The sequence below is a fragment of the Paenibacillus taichungensis genome (assembly GCF_047302525.1).
Taxonomy (GTDB): Bacteria; Bacillota; Bacilli; order Paenibacillales; family Paenibacillaceae; genus Paenibacillus; species Paenibacillus taichungensis_B.
In genome coordinates this window covers 4121696-4141662 of record NZ_CP168020.1, presented here as the reverse complement: position 1 = coordinate 4141662, position 19967 = coordinate 4121696, and the positions used below count along the sequence as shown (strand labels likewise).

Below are 19967 nucleotides of genomic sequence, written 5' to 3'. Positions count from 1 at the left end.
AATTGTAAAGTGAATATAGTATGACAAGTAAGTGCAGGGGACAGGCATATGCCTGCCCGCTGCATTTTCAAATTCAGGATTCCAAGGAGAGATATGTGCATGAGTACGGATTGTGTAATTCGTAATGTGAGTGAGCATTTGGGCGAGACTGTTAAGATCGGTGCCTGGATTAACAACAAACGTTCCAGCGGCAAAATTCAATTTTTGCAACTACGTGATGGAACCGGATATATTCAAGGGGTAGTGGTTAAGAGTGAAGTCAGCGAAGATATCTGGAATGCTGCCAAGAGCTTGACTCAAGAAAGTTCATTGTATGTAACAGGTATTATCCGCGAAGAACCACGTAGTGCGTCCGGTTATGAGATGACGGTTACTGGCGTGGAAATTATCCATCTTACTGAAAACTATCCAATCACTCCGAAAGAGCATGGGGTAGACTTCCTGATGGATCATCGCCATCTGTGGCTTCGTTCGACAAAACAACGTGCGATTATGGTCATTCGTGCTGAGATCATCCGCGCTGTTCAGCAGTTCTTTGATGGTAACGGATTCACACAAGTTGATCCTCCGATTCTTACACCTTCATCTGCTGAAGGAACGACGAACTTGTTCCACATCAAATACTTTGATGAAGATGCCTATCTGACACAAAGTGGACAGTTGTATATGGAAGCTGCAGCAATGGCGCTGGGCAAAGTGTACTCCTTCGGTCCTACGTTCCGTGCCGAGAAATCCAAAACACGTCGTCACCTGATCGAGTTCTGGATGATTGAGCCGGAAATGGCGTTTGTGGATCACGAGGAAAGCCTTCGAGTGCAAGAGAAGTTTATTGCTCACGTGGTTCAAACGGTTCTGAAAAACTGCCGTGCTGAACTGGAGTCCATCGGACGTGATGTATCCAAGCTTGAAAACATTGTAGCTCCATTCCCGCGTATTACGTATGATGAAGCGATTGAGTTCTTGAATGGACAAGGCTTCGATATTCCTTGGGGAGAAGACTTTGGTGCTCCACACGAAACGGCGATTGCCGAGAAATACGAAACACCGGTGTTTATTACCCATTATCCGGCTGGAATCAAGGCATTCTACATGAAACCTGATCCAAATCGTCCTGAAGTTGTCCTCTGTGCAGATATGATCGCACCAGAAGGATACGGAGAGATCATTGGCGGTTCCCAGCGTATTGATGATCCGGAACTGATGCAGCAGCGCTTTGATGAGCATCAGTTGTCGGAAGAGGCATATCAGTGGTATCTGGACTTGCGTAAATACGGATCGGTTCCTCACTCCGGCTTCGGTCTGGGATTGGAGCGGACGGTAGCATGGATCTGTGGATTGGATCACGTACGTGAGACGATTGCATTCCCACGTATGCTCTATCGTCTGTACCCTTAATGCTTAACCGCGAGTCCATGGAAGAAACCGGCTCCAAAGCCTGGTTGAATGGAGCAGCTTACGGTATGGCATCAGGGACAGCGCAGCTCCCATATGCTTTATTGCGCTATTATCATCAGTTGGGGTTAAGTGACGCAGAGGTGCTTCTGCTGATTCAATTGTTTGGTTTCCGGCAAGTCGAATTCAATGAGTTCCCAACGCTTGAAGAGCTTGCTACCCGTATGGGTCTTGCTCCTGAAGGCATCGCCAGAATGCTGCAACGTCTTATGAGAGACGGGTACATTCATATTGACGAGCATCGGGATGAAGAGCGTGACATTCAGTATGAACGTTATGATTTGCATGGATTATATGCGAAGCTGGCAGGATGTACAGCAGAGGAATTGGCCGTTGCTCGTAAGCAGCAGCAGGACAGTAATGCATTGCGCCCGGATTCGAACAGTGTTCAAAAAGAAGAGGAAGAACGAAATATGTTCTCAATTTTTGAAAAAGAATTTGGCCGCCCGCTTTCCCCGATGGAATGCGAGACTATATCCAGCTGGTTGGATCAGGATCGCTATCAGGAGGAACTGATTCTCATGGCATTGAAGGAAGCGGTGTTTGCTGGTAAAGTGCACTTCCGGTATATCGACCGGATTCTGCTTGAATGGAGCCGTAACCGCGTGAAGAATGTGCAGGACGCCAAGGCATATACGCAGCGGTTTCGTAACGGAGGACGTTAACACCAATGTTAGATTAGGCAACAACTTCATTCAGAATAAACCAAAAACAGGCCAGAAGATATTCTGAGCCTGTTTTTTTAGATTATAAAGACTGTTAAGTTAGACACGTTAAGTTCCCGGTGGAACTGACTTTTCAGGCAATGTGTAACCTTTTTATAAAAAAACGAACGAATACGCAGGGGTCAACAAACAAGTTGTCGTCTATTGTAGTGGAGAGGAGGGGAGAGTCATTGATGAAGCGCGCTTAATCGAACAAATCCGTCAAGGCGATACATCCCAGATGCGCTTGTTGATCGAAAAGTACAGCCAGCATGTATATCATGTGGCCTACTCCGTATTGCGGAACGATCAGGATGCACAGGATGCAGCGCAGGAGGCGTTCATTCAGATGGTTAAATCTCTCCCCGATTACCGATCCGAAGGTTTCAAAACGTGGTTAACCCGAATTGCCTTTCACAAAGCAATTGATGCCAAACGCAAGCTGGGCAGACGAAGCGCTGAGGATCTGGGCGGAGAAGAAAAAATAATGAACATGCCCGGTCGTGAAGAAGATGTTCTTGCCCGCCTCGTGCGTGAAGAGCGTCACGAGAAGTTGCGCGAGCGAATCAATCAGCTGCCTGCCCAGCATAGGGACATTATTACTGCGTATTACTTAAGTGAAAAAAATTATGAGCAGATTGCCCGTGATGCACAGGTGGCAGTGAAAACCGTGGAGTCCCGTCTGTATCGTGCCCGGCAGTGGATTCGAAATCATTGGAAGGAGGATGAGTGGCGTGAGGATTAAAAGGATGTATACCGTCCAGGAATGGACTGATTATATTGAAGGCCGAATGACTGCAAACCAGGCAAGTATGATGGAACAGGTGCTTATGGACGTTCCGGAAGCGATGGACAACTATCTCGAAGCACTCGGCATTCATCGGGAGTTGCCACAACTGAAGGACCCGGTAGGCTTCGCCGATTCGGTCATGAACCAAATTACGGAAATGCAATCCTCCAAGCCAAAGCGCAAATCGCGTTCCGGACGAAGACGTCTCTGGCTGGATCACAAAGTGTTTCACTATGCTGTAGCGGCTTGTCTGACGTTAATCTTCCTCTCCTCGGGACTGTTTGACAAGGTAGCGCCTTATCATAAGTTCCAGGAAGGTGATCACAGGGGGTCTTTTACGGAAAAATGGACGGAGGCAGCCACTTCATGGCTGGATCACTTTAAGCCTGGACCATAAATTTATTCGCATTGCCTGAAAAGAAAGGATGAAGACTGTGCAATCAGACCGTAACAAATTACTTGCATTTTTATTAAACCTGATTCCGGGTCTGGGTTTTCTCTATTGGGGTCGGCCTGCCAGAGCTGTAATCTATCCATTACTCTTTTTTGGGACAGTTGTTGGTTCGTTTATGCTGGCAATTCTGGTGAGTGAGAGGGAATTAATGATTCTTGGAGCCTTGGGGGCCATATTCTTCTGGTGTGTCAGCATGCTGGATATGATTATCGTTCTGCTGCGTGCCCCATCTCCTAATGATGCCCGATACCATGGATATGGCGCACATTACAGTGGACAGCATCAGGGAGCATACGCTGGTCAGGAAGGTCATCTGGGACAGATGGAGATGGACCAGGAGGGAATACATCAGCATCAGGGTGGTGAGTATGGTAACCCCGAAGGGGCTTACGGTCAACCGATCTATCGGAAAGGTAGTGAAAGCGAACGATTTTTTACAATTTTGCTTTCCTTTGTTCCAGGTCTGGGACATCTTCATCTCGGACTGTTACATCGCGGTTTATCATTCCTGATCGCGTTCTTCGGTTCATTTGCCATGATGGTTTTTGTAGCTTCCATTACGAATGAATCCGTATTTCTGATGTTCTTGCTCATTCTGCCTGTCATTTGGGTATACTGCATGTTTGATGCCGTCCAGCACGTGCATCGCAAGCAGGCCGGTGAGGTATTGCAGGATCGGACCTTGTTCGAGGAACTGGAGATGGGCAGGGCTTCAGGACGGCGAAGCAAAGTGCTGGCAACCTTGTTATCAGCCTTTCCGGGGGCGGGTCATCTGTATCTGGGACTGCAAAAAAGAGGCATGCAACTCATGTTCCTGTTCCTAGGCAGCATCTACATTCTGGACCTGCTTCATTTATCGGTGTTCCTGTTCATGATTCCGTTGATCTGGTTCTACAGCTTCTTTGACGGACTTCAGTGTTCAAGCCGGTATGGCCGAGAACCGTTAACAGATCAACCCATTTTCAAGGATTGGGCTCGTCACCAGCGCCTGATTGGATTCGGAATTGCTGCATTGGGATTGTACTATCTGTTTATCCGCTTGGTCATTCCGCAGCTGAATGAGATGTTCCCGGATGCATTTATGACGTACGAGATTCGTTCGTATGTGAACACCGTCATTGTGTCCTTGCTGCTCATTTTTGGCGGTCTAAAGCTGCTGTTTGGCAAGCAGAGGGGGACGGGGGTCCATAGTGCGGTTCATCGAAATGATGAGGGAGCAGACAGTCTCTTTTTATTCAAGGATCGGGATGATCGATTGTAGAGTGAACTAAAGAATAGTTACACTGACACTACGATGACAGAACAACCTTCCGATCGCTGTTATCCCCTAGATGTTATCGATTCCTTTTCCATAGGGGAACAAAAAAATCATAGAAAGCAAGGAATTCCCCAAACATAAAAACACGCCAAGGGCTATGTATATCAGCCTTGGCGTGTTTTTGGTTTTGGAGCTTTGATTTCGAATAAATGATTGCTATTTCGTAGCACCCTTCAGCAGAAGTTGACGGTACATCACTTCGAACAGGAACTCGAACGCTTCCAGGTGACGTTTCGCTTCAAAAGCATCCTTGCCCCATGCATAAATACCGTGATTACGCAGCAAAATTCCCGGTACTTTGGCGTCAAGTACACCTGGTACCAATTCAGCAATGGATGGAATATCCGCGAAGTTAGGCAGAACCGGTACACGAATCTCCGCATTTTCTTCCCAGATGTTGAAAGCCTTGATCAACTCGATGCCTTGAATCGGTACGTGTCCATCTGCTCCAAAAAACTCGCTGATCAGGTTGTTAAATACGGTATGCACATGGAACACGGCGCCACAGCCGGTTAAACGATAGATCTCGCAGTGAATCAACGTTTCAGCGCTCGGTTTCAAGGTCGTAGTCTCAATGGCCGTACCATGCTTGTCCACAAACAGAAAGTCTTCCGGTGTACGGAGAGATTTGTCTTTGCCTGATGCAGTAACTGCAAAGTAGAATTGCTCCGGATCGAAGTCGCCCACACGCATCGACAGGTTGCCACTTGTACCAGGGAACCAGTTACGGCTGGCAAACAGCGCTTTGATATCAGCCAGTTCTTCAAGCACCTGGCGTTTATGTTCTAATGTAATCTTTTCAAAACCCATCTTTACAGCACTCCTTGTGTTTGCTTCTGTTTCATATCTTCCATAATATCGTAGAAGGTTGTGAATGGGACATGATCCACACCCAGCTCTATACACTTATCCGTCAGGATGGAACGGGAGTAGACAAGATCAGCGATTTTGGCACCTTCAAAATCCGTTAGACTGTCTCCAATGAGGATACGATTATATTGTTCTTCCGGGAATGTACGAATAACCGTCGTTTTACACATGCCGCAGCCGTTCTCACAAGGAGGCTGACATGGATTAGGCCACTCAATACGTATGAATTCATCTGTAAAATCCGCCCCATTGCAATAAACGTGATCCTGTGGAATATCGAATGGAGCGAGCAAAGGCTCGATAAAAAAGTCCATTCCGCCACTGGTGACATTGAATTCAATGCCCTCGTCCCGAACGTATGCAAGAAATTCGCTGAACCCTTCTCGGATGCCAGCCTGTCCAAGTACAAATTCCACAATTTCATCTTTCTGCGAAGAAGGCAACAGAGCGAACATCGCTCCAACACCTTCTCGGAGCGAGATTCGCTGTTCAATCGTGTCTTTCATAATCACTTTAATACCTTCGGGTTTAAAATGTTTCATAATCGCTACAATATTGTCCGAAAGGGTGATCGTGCCATCAAAATCACAGAAAATGACCGTTTTTTTATCACTTCTCATCGTTCGCCACCCCATAGATCCAGTGCACTTTTCAGCTCAGGATGTTCAACTGCATATTCTGCCAGTGGAATGGAACGCTGGGCTGCCTCAATTGCCTGCAAGAATGCCCGTCCGCCTGCCTCAGTGCCCATGGGATGTCCATGGATACCTCCGCCGGCATTAACGATGACATCGGTGCCGAAGTCACGCAGAATAAGTGGTACAAGCCCAGGGTGTATACCTGCTGAAGGCACAGGCATACTGGTTCTGACCGGAAGTTCAGGTGACAGCAATTGTTCTGTAATGGCCATATTTTCCTCCTTCGGCATCGTTACCGATCCGTAAGGGGAAGGGAAGAGCACCAGATCCGCTCCGGCAAGTCGCATCAGCTGACCCAGCAGAACGGATGCCGAGATACCATAATGTGGTGAAGGATACACTGCACCTGCAAGCGCAGGGTGAGCCATGATTGGCACGTTGATGTCCGGATCACTGCTAAGTTCGTGCAGCACGTCATATCCGTAGGACAAGACATTGAACAACAGCGCATTTGCTCCTGCATCTATCGCTCGTTCAGCCTGTTGTTTCAGGCGTGAAGTAGGTCCAGTCAAATTCGCGGCATAAAGAAGTTTCTTACCCGTCTCCTTGCGTGCCTGTTCTGCAGCTTTCATGCAGACCTCGACTCTTTTCTCAATCGGAGTCAGTTTGTTCTCAAACAGAATTTCATCGTCCTTAATTAAGTCCACTCCACCAAGAGCCTGGCGAATAAACTGTTCCCTCAATTCGTCTGCATCCAGTCCAATGACTGATTTAAAGATACTCATTAACAATGGACGATCATGTACACCTAGCAGATCACGAACACCGTTCAGTCCAAACTTGGGACCGGGGAATGCGCTGAGGAAGCCGTCCGAGAATCCAAGCCGTGTTAGTTTGATGCGTCCATCCATTGAGATCTTGCCAAAGACCGTCACGAGCAGTGCAGGAATATCACGGCTGAAATTTACATCCGGATAACCGATGGTAATATCGGCGTAACGCTCACCTGGGGCCATGCCCTCAGGTTCATGCACCTCAACGCTGATGACCTCACCCAGATGTTTCTGCATCGCCTCACGCTTGGCCTGAGGTAATTCAGTCCAACTGCCAACAGTCATGCCGACAGCAATGGACTCAGCCTTCTTGCGGAAGTCTGCACGATCATCATGCAGACGATATGTGGCTGTGCACATATTATTCATTTTAAATCTCCTTCCAAAGAAGCTCCCATCTCCCGTGAGCGCTCTGCACAGCGGTTGACGGCTGCGATTACATTTTCAAAGAAATCTCCCTCGTCCAGCGTTTTTAATGCTGCCTGAGTTGCGCCTCCCGGGGAGGTCACATCACTACGGAGTTTCATTGGCTCTAAGCCAGTCTGTTGTACCATGCGTGAAGCACCCAGCACGGTCTGAACAGTCAGATCGCGGGATTGTTGGCTGGACAAGCCGCCACGAATACCTGCGGCAATCATGGCTTCCATCAAATAGTATACATAAGCCGGACCACTTCCGGAAATACCTGTGAGCACTTCGAGTTTATCTTCTGGTACGATGGTCACGATTCCAACAGCTTCGAACATCGTCATGACTGTACTGCGCTGTTCATCCGTAATCTCTTCAGAGAAGGCAAGTCCGGTTGCGCCGAGCCCGATTGTACTGGACGTATTCGGCATGGTGCGGGCGATCGGTTGCTTGCGTCCCAGTAGGGATTGCATCGTACGGATCGATAATCCGGCGATAACGGAGACGATTAATTGATCGGGGGACAGGAGCGGCCCAAGTTCACGCAGCGCTGCGGCAGCATCCTTCGGTTTCATGCAGAGTACAATAACCGGAGAAGCGGCGAGATGATCCAGCGATTGTGCAGCAGTTCCGGTATGTACGGCATAACGGGTACTGAGCTCCTCCTGACGTTTCTGGTTGCTGCGGTTCAGCATCGTAATATCCTGAGGACGAACGACAAGGCGGGAAATTAATCCGCGCACGATGGCTTCAGCCATCGCACCTGCTCCGTGAAAAGTAATCTTCTGTTGTAATAACGTCTGTTGTTCTTGACTCATATTTATCGTTCCTCCTATATAACTGTAGCTGCGATATTATTGCCGGATTTGTCCATTTCCAGTGATACGGTATTTGGTTGACGTCAATGCAGGCAGACCCATAGGTCCACGAGCATGCAGCTTCTGGGTACTGATCCCAATTTCGGCTCCATAACCGAATTCAAACCCGTCTGTGAAACGAGTAGAAGCATTATGGTATACAGCGGCTGCATCTACATCATGTAAAAAACGTTCTGCATTGCTGGTATCCTTGGTGACGATACACTCTGAATGCTTCGTGCCATAACATGCGATATGCTCCATCGCTTCATCCAGGTTCTGAACTACACGGATGTTTAAAATATAATCATTGTACTCTGTCGCATAATCTTCTTCCGTCACAGGAAGGGCAGAGGGAACCAGACGGCGAACCGTGTCACACCCCTTCAACAGGACATTCGCCTCACGGAGTTGTTCGGCCAGAGTCTGCAGATTCTCCTCCGCGTAAACGGCGTGCAGCAACAAGGTTTCCATGGAGTTGCAAACGGATGGACGTTGTGCCTTGGCATTAACAGCAATCTCCGCTGCCATGACCGGATCGGCAGATGCATCCACATAGGTATGACAGATACCTGCGCCAGTTTCGATCACAGGCACTGTTGCATTGGCAACCACATTGCGAATCAGTGAGGCTCCGCCGCGTGGGATGATGACATCGAGCAGTCCATTTAACTTGAGCATTTCGTCCACGGAGGAACGGTCTGCATCCTCAACAAGCTGCAAGGCATCAGCTGGCATGACTGTTGTTGCCAGTGCCTGATGGAGTACCTCCACAATTTTGCGATTGGAGGAGAGGGCAGAGGAGCCGCCTCGCAGTAGTACAGCGTTGCCTGTTTTGAGGCATAGTCCGGCTGCGTCTACTGTAACATTAGGACGGGCCTCATAGATAATGCCGATCAGACCGATGGGCACTCTCAATTTTTCAACATGCAATCCGTTCGGACGAGTGAATGTCTCCAGCACTTCGCCCACAGGGTCCTGTAACTCCACGATCTGACGCAGTCCTTCAGCGATGCCGGCGATACGCTCCTTATTCAAAGCGAGGCGATCCAGCATCGATTCCGGAGTGCCTTGCTGTCTGCCACGTTCCAGATCCTCAGCGTTTGCTGCTATAATGGAATCCGCTTGGGCAATCAATGCGTCCGCCATGACCAGCAATGCGTTATTTTTTTGTTCTGTACTCAGTCGATTCAGTTGTGGAACCACGGCTTGGGCCTTACTCGCTTTTTCCCTGACTTCACTCATCATAAATTCCTCCCATATATAAAGTGGAAACGAAAGATTATTTAATGGCTATATCATATGATCCTGAGCAGTACACTCGGTAGGATTATAGGTTTTCTATTTTAAAGTAATCCACTCGTCCCGATGAATAACCTCAAGTCGATGGATGCTGTTCAACTGCTTCATCACTTCGCCACTTGGCAGTCCTGCGATGAGCCGTAGCTGGTCATCATCATAATTGACAATACCACGACCGAGCAAGGTATCATCCATACCCAGTACCTCTACAACATCTCCGGCATGGAAAGTACCCAACACGCGTTTGACGCCTACAGGCAAGAGACTATGACCACCATGGACCAGTGCTTCTTCGGCACCATTATCCACAACGACGGTACCGAGCGGGGTAGACATGAAGCCAAGCCATTGCTTTTTACGAGAGAGAGCGGCAAGGCGAGTCTCGAAATACGTTCCTTTTCCGGTGCCATCAACCGCTCTTTGCATATCCCCAGGTTCCTTCACACTTCCCACAAAAACAGGCACGCCTCCACGCGTTGCCACTTTGGCTGCATCTACCTTGGATCGCATGCCGCCGGTACCTACGGATGATCCAGAACCGCCAGCATAGGCGTAAATTTCTGCTGTAATTTCGGGGATGCGGTCATAACGAAACGCAGACGGATCTTTTCGTGGATCGGCCGTGTACAGACCGTTGGTATCTGTAAGAATGACCAAATGCTGTGCCTTGACCAGATTCGCTACCAGAGCAGACAGGAGATCGTTATCTCCGAACTTCAATTCATCGACAGATACGGTATCATTCTCGTTAAAAATCGGAATGACGCGCTGTTTGAGCAGTTCTTCCACGGTCATGCCCGCATTGCCCATACGTTTCCGGCTGTGAAAGTCGGTACGGGTGAGCAGAATTTGTGCTGTAGTAACGCGGTGCGCTGCAAAAGCCTGTTGATATGCCTGCATCAGCAAAGCTTGCCCAACAGCCGCTGCGGCTTGTTTTTCATGCAACTGCTTGGGACGCTGGGGGTAACCGATCTCTCGGAATCCGGCAGCTACTGCTCCCGAAGTGACCAGAAGAACCTCATGGCCTTGTTCGGCCAAGGCAGCAATTTCTCCAGCAAAAAAAGTAATGGCACTTCGATCAAGCCCGCCTTCTTCCGTAGTAAGCGAACTGCTTCCGATCTTAACTACAATACGTGAGGTCATGTTTTCACTTCCTTAAACAATATTAATGATTGACCCTGGAGCAGACCGTTGGGTACAAAAAAAACTCCCGCCCTTTTGGTTAAAAAGGACGAAAGTTCGTTACTTCCGCGGTACCACCTTTATTGATGATTGGATCATCCGGCTTCATGCCCTGTAACAGAAGGCACTGTCCTGTGCATCACAGGCCGCTCAGGGGTAGGTTTCGGAGAGAAGCCGCGGTAAATTCTTGCAGCCCGATGGAATTTACTCTCTGGGCGCGGCTGATCCTCTCGTACTGGTCCCGTCATCACGTTTCGTTCAATATTTCCTTATAACATACCATGGAAACTTGGCAGATGCAAAGGGGATATGCACCTGTAAATTACTTGAATAAATTCAACTTGCCAATCCGCTCCGCAGCTTCGCTTAATCGTTCTTCATCACTTAGCAGTCCTGCGCGCACGTAACCCTCACCATGTGAACCGAAACCAATACCTGGTGCTACCGCGACCTTTGCTTCACGCAGTAACACGTCAGCAAAGGAAGAAGAAGTAAATCCTGCAGGTACAGGCAGCCAGCTAAAGAAGGAACCTCCCGGTTTAGAGGCCTGCCAGCCGATGGATGAAAGTGCATCATAGAAAGCGTCGCGACGTGATTCATAGCGTGCAACCAGTGAAGTGACACATTCTTGGGAAGATGTCAGTGCGGCCGCAGCAGCGGCCTGAATGCCTCCGAAGAGGCTCACGTAGATATGATCCTGTAGCAGATTGATTTTGGAGATGATGTCTGCATTGCCCAGGGCAAATCCGACACGCCAACCCGCCATATTGTAGGTTTTGGATAATGTGTAGAACTCAATGCCCACTTCTTTGGCACCTGGTGCCTGCAAAAAGCTCACTGGACGATGTCCATCGAATCCGATTGCACCATAGGCGAAGTCACTGGCTACGACGATTTTATTTTGAATGGCGAACTCTACCGTATCTTCATAGAAGGAAAGCGGGGCGGTTGCCGATGTTGGATTGTTAGGATAGTTCAGGAACATCAGCTTGGCCTTTTCCCGATCCTCGGTAGAGATTGCTTCATAGTCAGGCAGGAATGCATTGGACTCCAGCAGTGGCATAAAAGACATGCGCGCTTTCGCCAGTGCCACTCCGGACCAATAATCGGGATAACCTGGATCAGGGACGAGACATACGTCGCCGGGATTGAGCAATACCTGAGGTAACTGGACCAAGCCCGTTTTTCCGCCAAACAAAATCGCAACTTCCGTTTCGGGGTCCAGGTCCACGTTGTAATCTTCCTTGTAACGTTTTGCAACGGCTTCCTTCAGGAAAGCATGCCCGCTAAAAGGCGAATATTTGTGATAGAGCGGGTTCTCTGCAGATTCTTGCAATGTTTTAACAATGTGGGGCGGTGTAGGTGTATCCGGGTTACCCTGCCCTAGGTTAATCACGTCGTGACCACTTGCGATTTCGCGGTTTACATTTTGAACAAGGGTAGCAAAAAATTGCGTTGGAAGCTGTGTCATTACATCGGATGTAGGTATGGTAAAGGCTGAACGACCCGATGCTTTAGGCTGATTAGTCATGCTATACATCACTCCGGTTATTAAAGATGGCAATATAGTACTCATTAATTTATCACGTCAATCCCGAGCTGTATAGGGGGAAAACACTTCATGAATACTTGAATGGAACCATTATTTGAGTTTTTGTACAAAACTGAAATGAGGTATTTCGTTTTGTCCATTGAGATTAGGGGAAAGCATGTTTTATGATAATATCCGATAATGATAATCAATATCATTGATAAATAGGAACGAAGCACTTATTAGGGGGAGAAATAGAAATGAAAAAGGGTATACGAAATACGGCAGTATTATTGACGGTTACATGGTTGTCCATTCTTCTGCTGGCTTGCGGAAATCAGGCTTCAACTCCATCTGCCGGAACGGATGATTCCAAAACGGTCAATGAAACACAGACAGATGGGGATCAGTCCAATCAGGAACAGACGGCATCCGCGGATAACAGTGAGGGTGAAACCCGGATGTTCAAGGACTGGACAGGCCATGAAGTTGAGGTTCCGGTTACGCCAAAGCGTGTGATTTATCATGGTGAAGTTACAGGAGATCTGCTAGCGCTGGGCGTTGTACCTGTAGGTATTCTTCGCCAGGATGGAACAGTATATGATGATCAGGTGGCCCAAGCGGAAGATGTGGGTTTCCCGATGAGTGTTGAAAAGGCGCTTACCTTGAATCCTGATTTGATCATTTTCTCGAATAGCGATGAGGCACAATATGATCAAATCTCAAAGATGGCGCCAACGGTTACCTTTGACTCGTTTGCCTCACTGGAAGACCGCATGCGTACTCTTGGCGATCTGTTGAACAAAAAGCCAGAAGCGGAAGCTTGGATCACAGCCCATCAAAAAGCAACGGAAGAGATGTGGAAGCAGCTTCATGAGAATGGACTGAAAGAAGGGGAAACGGCTTCGGTATTCACCATGTATCCTGGTAATCGACTGTTTGTAATGGCCGGAGCAGGATTGCCACAGTTGTTATATGGAGCCAATGGGATGAAGCCAACCGCGGAAATTCAGAAAGTATTAGATGAAGGAATGGGCTTTGCAGAGATTTCTACTGAAAAGCTTCCTGAAATTGCAGGTGACCGCGTATTTATACTTGATCCAGTAACGGATGATGCGAAGCAGTCTACCAAAGAATTGCTGGATAGCCCGATTTGGAAGAACTTGCCCGCTGTAAAAGAAGGAAAAGTATATCGTTTTGATCTGGTCAAGGCTTCAAGTGATGCAACTTCAAGAGAATGGCTTTTGAAAGAGTTGCCGAAACAGATGATTCAATAGTCGTTGATGGATTATAAGTCATAATATTTTACTGGAATAGAACGAAAATGCCGACTAAAAAAGAGCCTTCAACATTTCGTTGAAAGCTCTTTTTTTGTGCTGAGTACAGCCAGATCTGGATTAATGACAAAAGCTCGCTTATAATCAGTTCATAGGATTAATTGATAATAATTCTCATTTAAAAAACGAGGTGAACCATCATGCAGGCTTTGAATGCCGGTGCGGGAGGGTTATATTTTTCAGCATTCATGTTTCGGCTGGATCATCTGGAACAACGAGTTGAACAACCTGAACAGGTGATGCTGGAAGTAACATGCGACAAACATACATTCTTGATCTGCGAAGAAGGGGAAGGTCGCTTATATATAGGGTATGAACAGTTTCCCTTTACCACCGGATGTGTGTACCCGCTTTCTCCGGGTGAGGGGTACCAGATTGAACATGGGAACCGATTGGAATTGAAATATATGGTGATATCTTTTGATGTTATTCATGTGTTGACGGGAGATCCGGAACAGTATACGCGCCCTGTATTTGAACATAAAAATCAATTGAACGGCTATCCTTATGCCCCATTAAGTGGGCTGCTGGAGCAATTGTATGCCATTCGGGATTATCAAACAGATGCCGAATATAGCCATTTGAATGCACAGTTTCAGAGATGGATGGAGATGATCATCACCCGGTACACTTCACCAAAAACGGAGCAGAGCATAGAATCCAGACTACACAGTACGATTCAGTATGTAGAAGACCATTACGCTGAAGAAATCACAGTACAGAAACTGGCACGTCTTGCAGATATCCGCCCCGTGCAATATACAACCTTGTTCAGACAATTAACAGGCCACAGGCCGCTTGATTATGTGAACCATGTACGAATTAAACATGCCAAGGATTGGCTGCGCAAGTCCGATGAGCCACTTCGGGATATAGCAACCCGGGTGGGCTTTAAGGATGAGTATTATTTTAGCAGGCGGTTTCGTCAAATGACCGGATTATCACCTCGTCAATATGACCGATCTGTTCAGCAACAAACACTGGTTCAGGATTGGTTAGGTCATGATGTGAATATTCCGGCACAGCCTGAGCGAATTATGTATTATGGTGATTCCGGTGGAGATCTGCAAGTGTTAGGCATTGGTTTATTAGGAGATCAGGTATATGATGCGGTTGCCCCGGTTAATGTGGAAGAGGCAGTCCGGATGAGACCAGACCTGATCATTTTCGATAGCACTAACGAACAACAATATGAACAATTTTCCCGAATAGCACCCACACTGGCATATAACTCTCATGCAACGCTGGAAGATCGGATTTGCAGGGTGGGAAGCTGGTTTGGCAAGCAATCAGAGGCTGGACAATGGCTATCCTCCTATCAGCAACGTATGGAAAAGATGTGGATGAAGATTCATGCTTCAATTGAACCGGGGGAAACGGCATCCGTATTCACATACCATCGGGGTGCCCGATTATTTGTCATGGGCAATATTGGTCTGGCCGCGCTCTTGTATCATCCGATGGGATTCAGACCCGTTACGAAAGTGAAGGAGGCGCTTGTCGCGGGCAGAGCGTATAAGGAAATTTCGTCAGAAGCGATTCGTCAGTATGCGGGTGACCATATATTTGTCTTGCTTACTGAAGAGGTTATTGCAAGACAGGCCACAGAGAAGTTGATGCAGAGTCCAAGCTGGCGAGCACTTCCAGCCGTGCAGAAGGGACAGGTGTACGGAGTGGAGGAAACAACATGGAATTTGGGCGATGCACTGACTAGCAACCGTTTGTTAACTTTGCTGCCCGAGTTATTATGTAGGAGTTCAGAACGAAAACAGGTTGCAGATGTTTGAATGATCAAGCTATGATTACAGGTATTACGGTTCAGAGGAGTGCTTGTCATGACAGAAAAACAACAAGGGGAAATGCGTGTGGCCCTGATTCAGGGCAATATTCAGCTCGGAGACCCTGAGGCCAACCATAAACATATGCAGTCTTTGCTCGAACAAGCGGTAGAACAGTATCCCGATCTGGGATTGGCTGTGCTGCCCGAGATGTGGAATACGGGCTATGCTTTGGAACAAATTCATGAGCTTGCTGACCCGGAGGGCCAGAAATCAAGAGAGTGGCTCGCGGCTTTTGCCCAAAAACATCGAATTTCCATCGTTGGCGGTTCCATTGCGGAGAAACGTGACGGCCAAATCTACAATACTATGTACGCCTATAATAGTGAAGGAACTCAGGTGACACGTTACGATAAATTACATTTGTTCCGCCTGATGGATGAAGAAAAGTATTTGCAACCTGGTGCAGAACCAGAAATATTCGAACTGGAGAACGGCCTTACCGCTGGAGCTTCGATCTGTTATGATATCCGTTTTCCTGAGCTTGCTCGCACGCTTGCTTTGAACGGGGCCAAAGCATTAATCGTCCCCGCTGAATGGCCGAACCCGCGCTTGCACCATTGGCGCACACTGCTTACAGCAAGGGCCATCGAGAATCAGATGTACGTTATTGCCTGCAACCGCGTAGGGAAAGGCGGAGATACCGAATTTTTCGGACATTCCCTCATTATTGATCCTTGGGGTGAAATTGTGGCTGAAGGCGGAGAAGCAGAAGAGATCGTGACCGGAGTTATCCGTCCTTCGCTTGTGGATGAGGTTCGTGGCCGTATTCCAGTGTTCGAAGACCGCAGACCTGGCATTTATTTTGGCAGCAAATAAAAATATGTAATTCCCCAGTAAAGTGTTTATTCTTCCGGGATGCGGGTAATGATAACTATCCCGTCACCAAGGAGGATGATCAATCAATGGACAACCATGTGAAAGATACGCTCAGGAGACTGGAACAGGAAAACACTAGGGTAGATCACTTGAGGCCATTCTTAGAGAATGGGGCAGGAGGGCTATCACCCCCTGAACAATCTGTTCAGGACGAAGGCCGCCTTGTGAATCAGCAGAACAGGCTGACAAGTGAACGTAATTTGCGAAAATAAACCGCCAAACTTGAAATTCTCATATGCACGTTTCTACGTTAACAATTCAATGATGATATCAGCAACATTGTACTGTAACGATGTACTGCTAATACCATGTAAGAACTTTATCCTGCGGATGCGGGAGACGAGTATAGAACAAAGGCTTGGCCCTTATGGGCCAAGCCTTTGTTTATTTTATTGCCATGTATGGCGTGGCTAATACGCTGATCGTCCGATTATTCTCCTTGAGAGAGCTCTGCAACGGTTTGTTGAAACGTATGGATGAATGCCTCCGCGGCTTTGGAAAGAACCCGTCCTTGGCGGTATGCAACTACAAGGGTACGACTGGGGGTTGGCTCGGCCAGCGGTACATAAACAGGAACAAATTCACTGCGGGGCGCGCGGGCAATAAAGCGCGGAACCAGCGTAATCCCCATACCTGTAGCTACCAGTGACTGCACCGTCTCGATGTTCGTACTCTCAAACACCACATTGGGGTCAAATCCGGCTTCCTCACACAGATCAAATGTAAGTTTGCGGAAGCCCTGTCCTTTCTTCAGTACAACAAAGGGTTCATCGCGAAGCTCTTCCATCCGTACTGGAACCGGATGTTCCGGATCTCCTCTGCGTGCCAGAGGGTGATTTGGGGGAACAGCCAGATCAATTCGCTCTTCACCAATCGTTACATAAGATAGGCTTGGCTCCTGCAATGGGAGGGAGAGCAGGCTTAAGTCAGCCTTGCCACTGGCCGTCAACTTTTCAAGCGTCAGCCCGGAGTCTTCCAGCAAGGTTACTTCTATCTCGGGATAGGCCTGCTGAAATGCGGGAAGCACATGCGGAAGCAGGTGCGAGCCAGTAATCGGCATGCTGCCTACAACGACTTTACCTTTACGAAGCTGGGAAATGTCCGACATTTCCTGTCTGAGCAGCTCGACTGCATCAATAATTTTCTGAGCTTGCTCTACAAAAGTCACCCCTGCATGAGTCAACTCCACGGTGCTGGTATTACGCTGGAATAACAGTACACCCAGTTCCTTTTCAAGTTTGGATAGCTGCTGACTTAAAGAAGGCTGGGCAATGTGCAGCTTCTCGGCTGCCCGGGAGAAGTTCCGCTCTGCCGCGATTTGCAGCGTATATTGAAGTTGTCTGAATTCCATATCCACACGTCATTCCTTTCGTTATGCCATCATTATATCACTACAAATAAGAAATGATTAGTTTAACTGAAACGCTTAAACTGCTTAAAAGAGTTGATACACTGTTTGTGATAACGTTTAATGATTGATGAATGAGTATATGAGGTGATCTCACTAACCGGAATGTTAATATTCTATCGTTATCTGACTCTAATGATGAGTATTTCAGTGATTTTGCTATTAAGACTTAAATTGTTTGCGGAAGCAGAGTGGCGAGATGCCCATCATTAATTTGAAGGTTCTTCCAAAATGGGAGGTGTTATCAAACCCAACCATTCCAGCAATTTCAGTAACATTAAAAGAAGAGCCAACCAGCAAATCACGAGCTTCTTTTATACGGATATTATTGATATATTCAATGAAGCTGAACCCGGTGGATTCTTTAAAAGTTCGGCAAAGGTAGGAAGAGCTTATGTCGAATTGCCGTGAAATCTCACAGAGCTTAAGCGGTTCCATATAATGTTGATTTACATAATTAACGATGTCTAGGACTTTCTTGTGTGTACGATTGGATTCCACCAATGGAGCGACAAGGCTGTCAAATAGTTTACGATTAAGATAGAGGAGCAACTCTACCAATAATATTTGTTGGTACTGTTCATATCCGCGGGCTTGCTTTTTCCCTTCCTGGATCATCTTCTGAAAAAGCTGTTCGATAAAATGCTGATCCTTTCCGGTCATCTTCAAAGCACGGTAATCACTTTTGAACAATTCGAGCAGTTCCTCACATTGACCGCGGGTGCAGAAATGCTGCAGGAATTCTTTCTTAAATAGCAGTGTAACTCGTTCATACATATTGCAGCCGGAATTAACCAGTTTGTGCCTTTCGTGAATATCCATAAATAGCAGTGTTCCGCCCGCAACCTGGTAGGTTCTGTCCCCTATATAATAATAAAAATCCCCGGATATTAAATACAGAATCTCATATGCATCATGATAGTGTCTTGAAGACATGCTGGTGTATACCTGTTTCTTGCGGCTAATGTCAAAAAGAGTAGACTCATAAAATACCGGCTTCATTCAGCACCTCCTAAGAGGATTGTAGACTTGATCTAAGGTTGATAGCAATATATGTATTAAAATTTAATAATTACAAGAAAATACGTGCTGTATAGATAAATTTTTTGAGATAAGCTTGAATGGAATTTACCAATCGTTGAAAAAAAAGGAGGGGTGTCATGCTTGGATAGGTTTGGGTATAGAGTTCCTGCTGCTAAAAGTTAAAGCGCTTATACTATTTAACTAAGGGAGAGATTGCGGTGCTTAATTCAACGAACAGTAAGGTTTTCAAGAAGATGAAATTTTCATTGATGATCCTGCTCAGTTTTTCAATGATTTTTTCTTATGGCTCTCTGTCCAATGCGTCTCAACAGAAAAGTTATGCGGCAGGGAACCCTAATTCTAATTTCTCACCGGCAACACTTCAATTCTTGCGTGTCAACACAGGTCTGGATGGTGAGCAGTGGAACAATATTATGATGCTTGTCAACAAACCGGAGCAGGACGATCTGAACTGGACCAAGTTTTACGGATATTGTGAAGATATTGATGATAACCGCGGGTACACGATTGGAATATTCGGTGCGACTACAGGCGGCTCCAATGATACTGGTCCCGACGGTCCGGATCTGTTCAAGGAATATGACGCTGCCAAAGGCGCGAGTAATCCTTCGGTTAAGGGAGCATTGGCCCGGATCGGTGTCAAGGGTTCGATGAAAGGGAAGATCCTCGAAATCAATGAAAGCGAAAAGAGTTTCTGCAAAAAGATCGGCAATTTGCAAAATGATCCCGAGTGGAGAGAGGCTATGTGGAAAACGTTCTACAATGTCTATATTAAGTACAGTGTGGATCAGGCCCGCAAACGCGGCTTTAACTCGGCATTAACGATTGGTTCCTTCGTGGACGCAGCGCTGAACCATGGAGCTACCGGCGGCTCTGAGACCCTTCAAGGGCTTTTGGGTAAATCAGGAAGCAGCACGGATGAGAAGACTTTCATGACCAAATTCTATAAAGAACGGACCAAGATTGTGGATACTAATGACTACAACTCTCCGCCTAACGGGAAGAATCGTGTGAAGCAGTGGAGCAATTTGCTGAACATGGGAGAGACAGACCTGAAAAGCGCAGATTCGGCAGTACTTCAAGTCACCAACTGGGAACTTAAATAACAGGAGGGAGATGGGC

At 47.2% G+C, this 19967-nt stretch carries 18 protein-coding genes; 9 read left to right on the top strand and 9 right to left on the bottom strand.

The window, feature by feature from the left end:
- Nucleotides 1-99 precede the first annotated feature (99 nt).
- From asnS to ACDJ58_RS18380, 5 genes are all read left to right on the top strand, one after another.
- The gene (asnS, locus tag ACDJ58_RS18400; protein WP_413372301.1) at nt 100-1395 is read left to right on the top strand and encodes an asparagine--tRNA ligase; all 1296 of its coding nucleotides are present in this window, start codon (nt 100-102) and stop codon (nt 1393-1395) included.
- A gap of 17 nt (nt 1396-1412) precedes the next feature.
- The gene (locus ACDJ58_RS18395; RefSeq protein WP_064636889.1) at nt 1413-2117 is read left to right on the top strand and encodes a DnaD domain-containing protein; all 705 of its coding nucleotides are present in this window, start codon (nt 1413-1415) and stop codon (nt 2115-2117) included.
- Between the two features lie 280 nt (nt 2118-2397).
- Entirely contained in the window at nt 2398-2901 is a 504-nt protein-coding gene (locus tag ACDJ58_RS18390; RefSeq protein WP_413372300.1) for an RNA polymerase sigma factor, read from the top strand.
- Entirely contained in the window at nt 2891-3343 is a 453-nt protein-coding gene (locus ACDJ58_RS18385) for a hypothetical protein (protein WP_413372299.1), read from the top strand. Before ACDJ58_RS18390 ends, ACDJ58_RS18385 begins: the two co-directional genes overlap by 11 nt.
- A 37-nt stretch (nt 3344-3380) precedes the next feature.
- Nucleotides 3381-4661 (top strand): multi-tm2 domain protein, encoded by a 1281-nt coding sequence (locus tag ACDJ58_RS18380; RefSeq protein WP_413372298.1) that lies wholly within the window; start codon nt 3381-3383, stop codon nt 4659-4661.
- Between the two features lie 213 nt (nt 4662-4874).
- On the opposite strand, the gene ACDJ58_RS18375 is transcribed toward ACDJ58_RS18380, so the two are convergent.
- The 7 genes from ACDJ58_RS18375 to ACDJ58_RS18345 all read right to left on the bottom strand — a co-directional run bounded on the left by ACDJ58_RS18375 (nt 4875) and on the right by ACDJ58_RS18345 (nt 12339).
- The gene (locus ACDJ58_RS18375) at nt 4875-5528 is read right to left on the bottom strand and encodes a methylthioribulose 1-phosphate dehydratase (protein ID WP_413372297.1); all 654 of its coding nucleotides are present in this window, start codon (nt 5526-5528) and stop codon (nt 4875-4877) included.
- Nucleotides 5529-5530: 2 nt separating this feature from the next.
- Nucleotides 5531-6208 (bottom strand): 2-hydroxy-3-keto-5-methylthiopentenyl-1-phosphate phosphatase, encoded by a 678-nt coding sequence (locus tag ACDJ58_RS18370; protein ID WP_413372296.1) that lies wholly within the window; start codon nt 6206-6208, stop codon nt 5531-5533.
- Nucleotides 6205-7428, bottom strand: coding sequence for a 2,3-diketo-5-methylthiopentyl-1-phosphate enolase (locus ACDJ58_RS18365; protein ID WP_413372295.1), 1224 nt, complete (start codon nt 7426-7428; stop codon nt 6205-6207). The genes ACDJ58_RS18370 and ACDJ58_RS18365 overlap by 4 nt, the downstream gene beginning before the upstream one ends.
- The gene (proC, locus tag ACDJ58_RS18360) at nt 7425-8285 is read right to left on the bottom strand and encodes a pyrroline-5-carboxylate reductase (RefSeq protein WP_413372294.1); all 861 of its coding nucleotides are present in this window, start codon (nt 8283-8285) and stop codon (nt 7425-7427) included. The genes ACDJ58_RS18365 and proC overlap by 4 nt, the downstream gene beginning before the upstream one ends.
- A 36-nt stretch (nt 8286-8321) precedes the next feature.
- Nucleotides 8322-9569: a glutamate-5-semialdehyde dehydrogenase gene (locus ACDJ58_RS18355; protein ID WP_413379735.1), complete on the bottom strand. Its 1248-nt coding sequence runs from the start codon at nt 9567-9569 to the stop codon at nt 8322-8324.
- Nucleotides 9570-9665: 96 nt separating this feature from the next.
- Complete coding sequence (gene proB / locus ACDJ58_RS18350) at nt 9666-10769, bottom strand: glutamate 5-kinase (RefSeq protein ID WP_076288974.1); 1104 nt, start codon at nt 10767-10769, stop codon at nt 9666-9668.
- 361 nt (nt 10770-11130) lie between these two features.
- A complete protein-coding gene (locus ACDJ58_RS18345; RefSeq protein WP_413372293.1) occupies nt 11131-12339 on the bottom strand; it encodes a pyridoxal phosphate-dependent aminotransferase in 1209 nt (402 codons plus the stop codon).
- Between the two features lie 260 nt (nt 12340-12599).
- On the opposite strand from ACDJ58_RS18345, the gene ACDJ58_RS18340 reads away from it, so the two are divergent.
- The 3 genes from ACDJ58_RS18340 to ACDJ58_RS18330 all read left to right on the top strand — a co-directional run bounded on the left by ACDJ58_RS18340 (nt 12600) and on the right by ACDJ58_RS18330 (nt 16333).
- Nucleotides 12600-13616: an ABC transporter substrate-binding protein gene (locus tag ACDJ58_RS18340; RefSeq protein WP_413372292.1), complete on the top strand. Its 1017-nt coding sequence runs from the start codon at nt 12600-12602 to the stop codon at nt 13614-13616.
- Nucleotides 13617-13816: 200 nt separating this feature from the next.
- Nucleotides 13817-15463, top strand: a complete 1647-nt coding sequence (locus tag ACDJ58_RS18335; RefSeq protein WP_413372291.1) for an ABC transporter substrate-binding protein — start codon at nt 13817-13819, stop codon at nt 15461-15463.
- A gap of 48 nt (nt 15464-15511) precedes the next feature.
- The gene (locus tag ACDJ58_RS18330; protein WP_413372290.1) at nt 15512-16333 is read left to right on the top strand and encodes a carbon-nitrogen family hydrolase; all 822 of its coding nucleotides are present in this window, start codon (nt 15512-15514) and stop codon (nt 16331-16333) included.
- Nucleotides 16334-16823: 490 nt separating this feature from the next.
- Here ACDJ58_RS18330 and ACDJ58_RS18325 read toward each other — a convergent pair whose 3' ends face one another.
- Nucleotides 16824-17744 (bottom strand): LysR family transcriptional regulator, encoded by a 921-nt coding sequence (locus ACDJ58_RS18325; RefSeq protein WP_064636917.1) that lies wholly within the window; start codon nt 17742-17744, stop codon nt 16824-16826.
- Between the two features lie 219 nt (nt 17745-17963).
- A complete protein-coding gene (locus ACDJ58_RS18320) occupies nt 17964-18803 on the bottom strand; it encodes an AraC family transcriptional regulator (RefSeq protein WP_413372289.1) in 840 nt (279 codons plus the stop codon).
- A gap of 275 nt (nt 18804-19078) precedes the next feature.
- On the opposite strand from ACDJ58_RS18320, the gene ACDJ58_RS18315 reads away from it, so the two are divergent.
- Complete coding sequence (locus ACDJ58_RS18315; protein WP_413379733.1) at nt 19079-19951, top strand: chitosanase; 873 nt, start codon at nt 19079-19081, stop codon at nt 19949-19951.
- Nucleotides 19952-19967 lie beyond the last annotated feature (16 nt).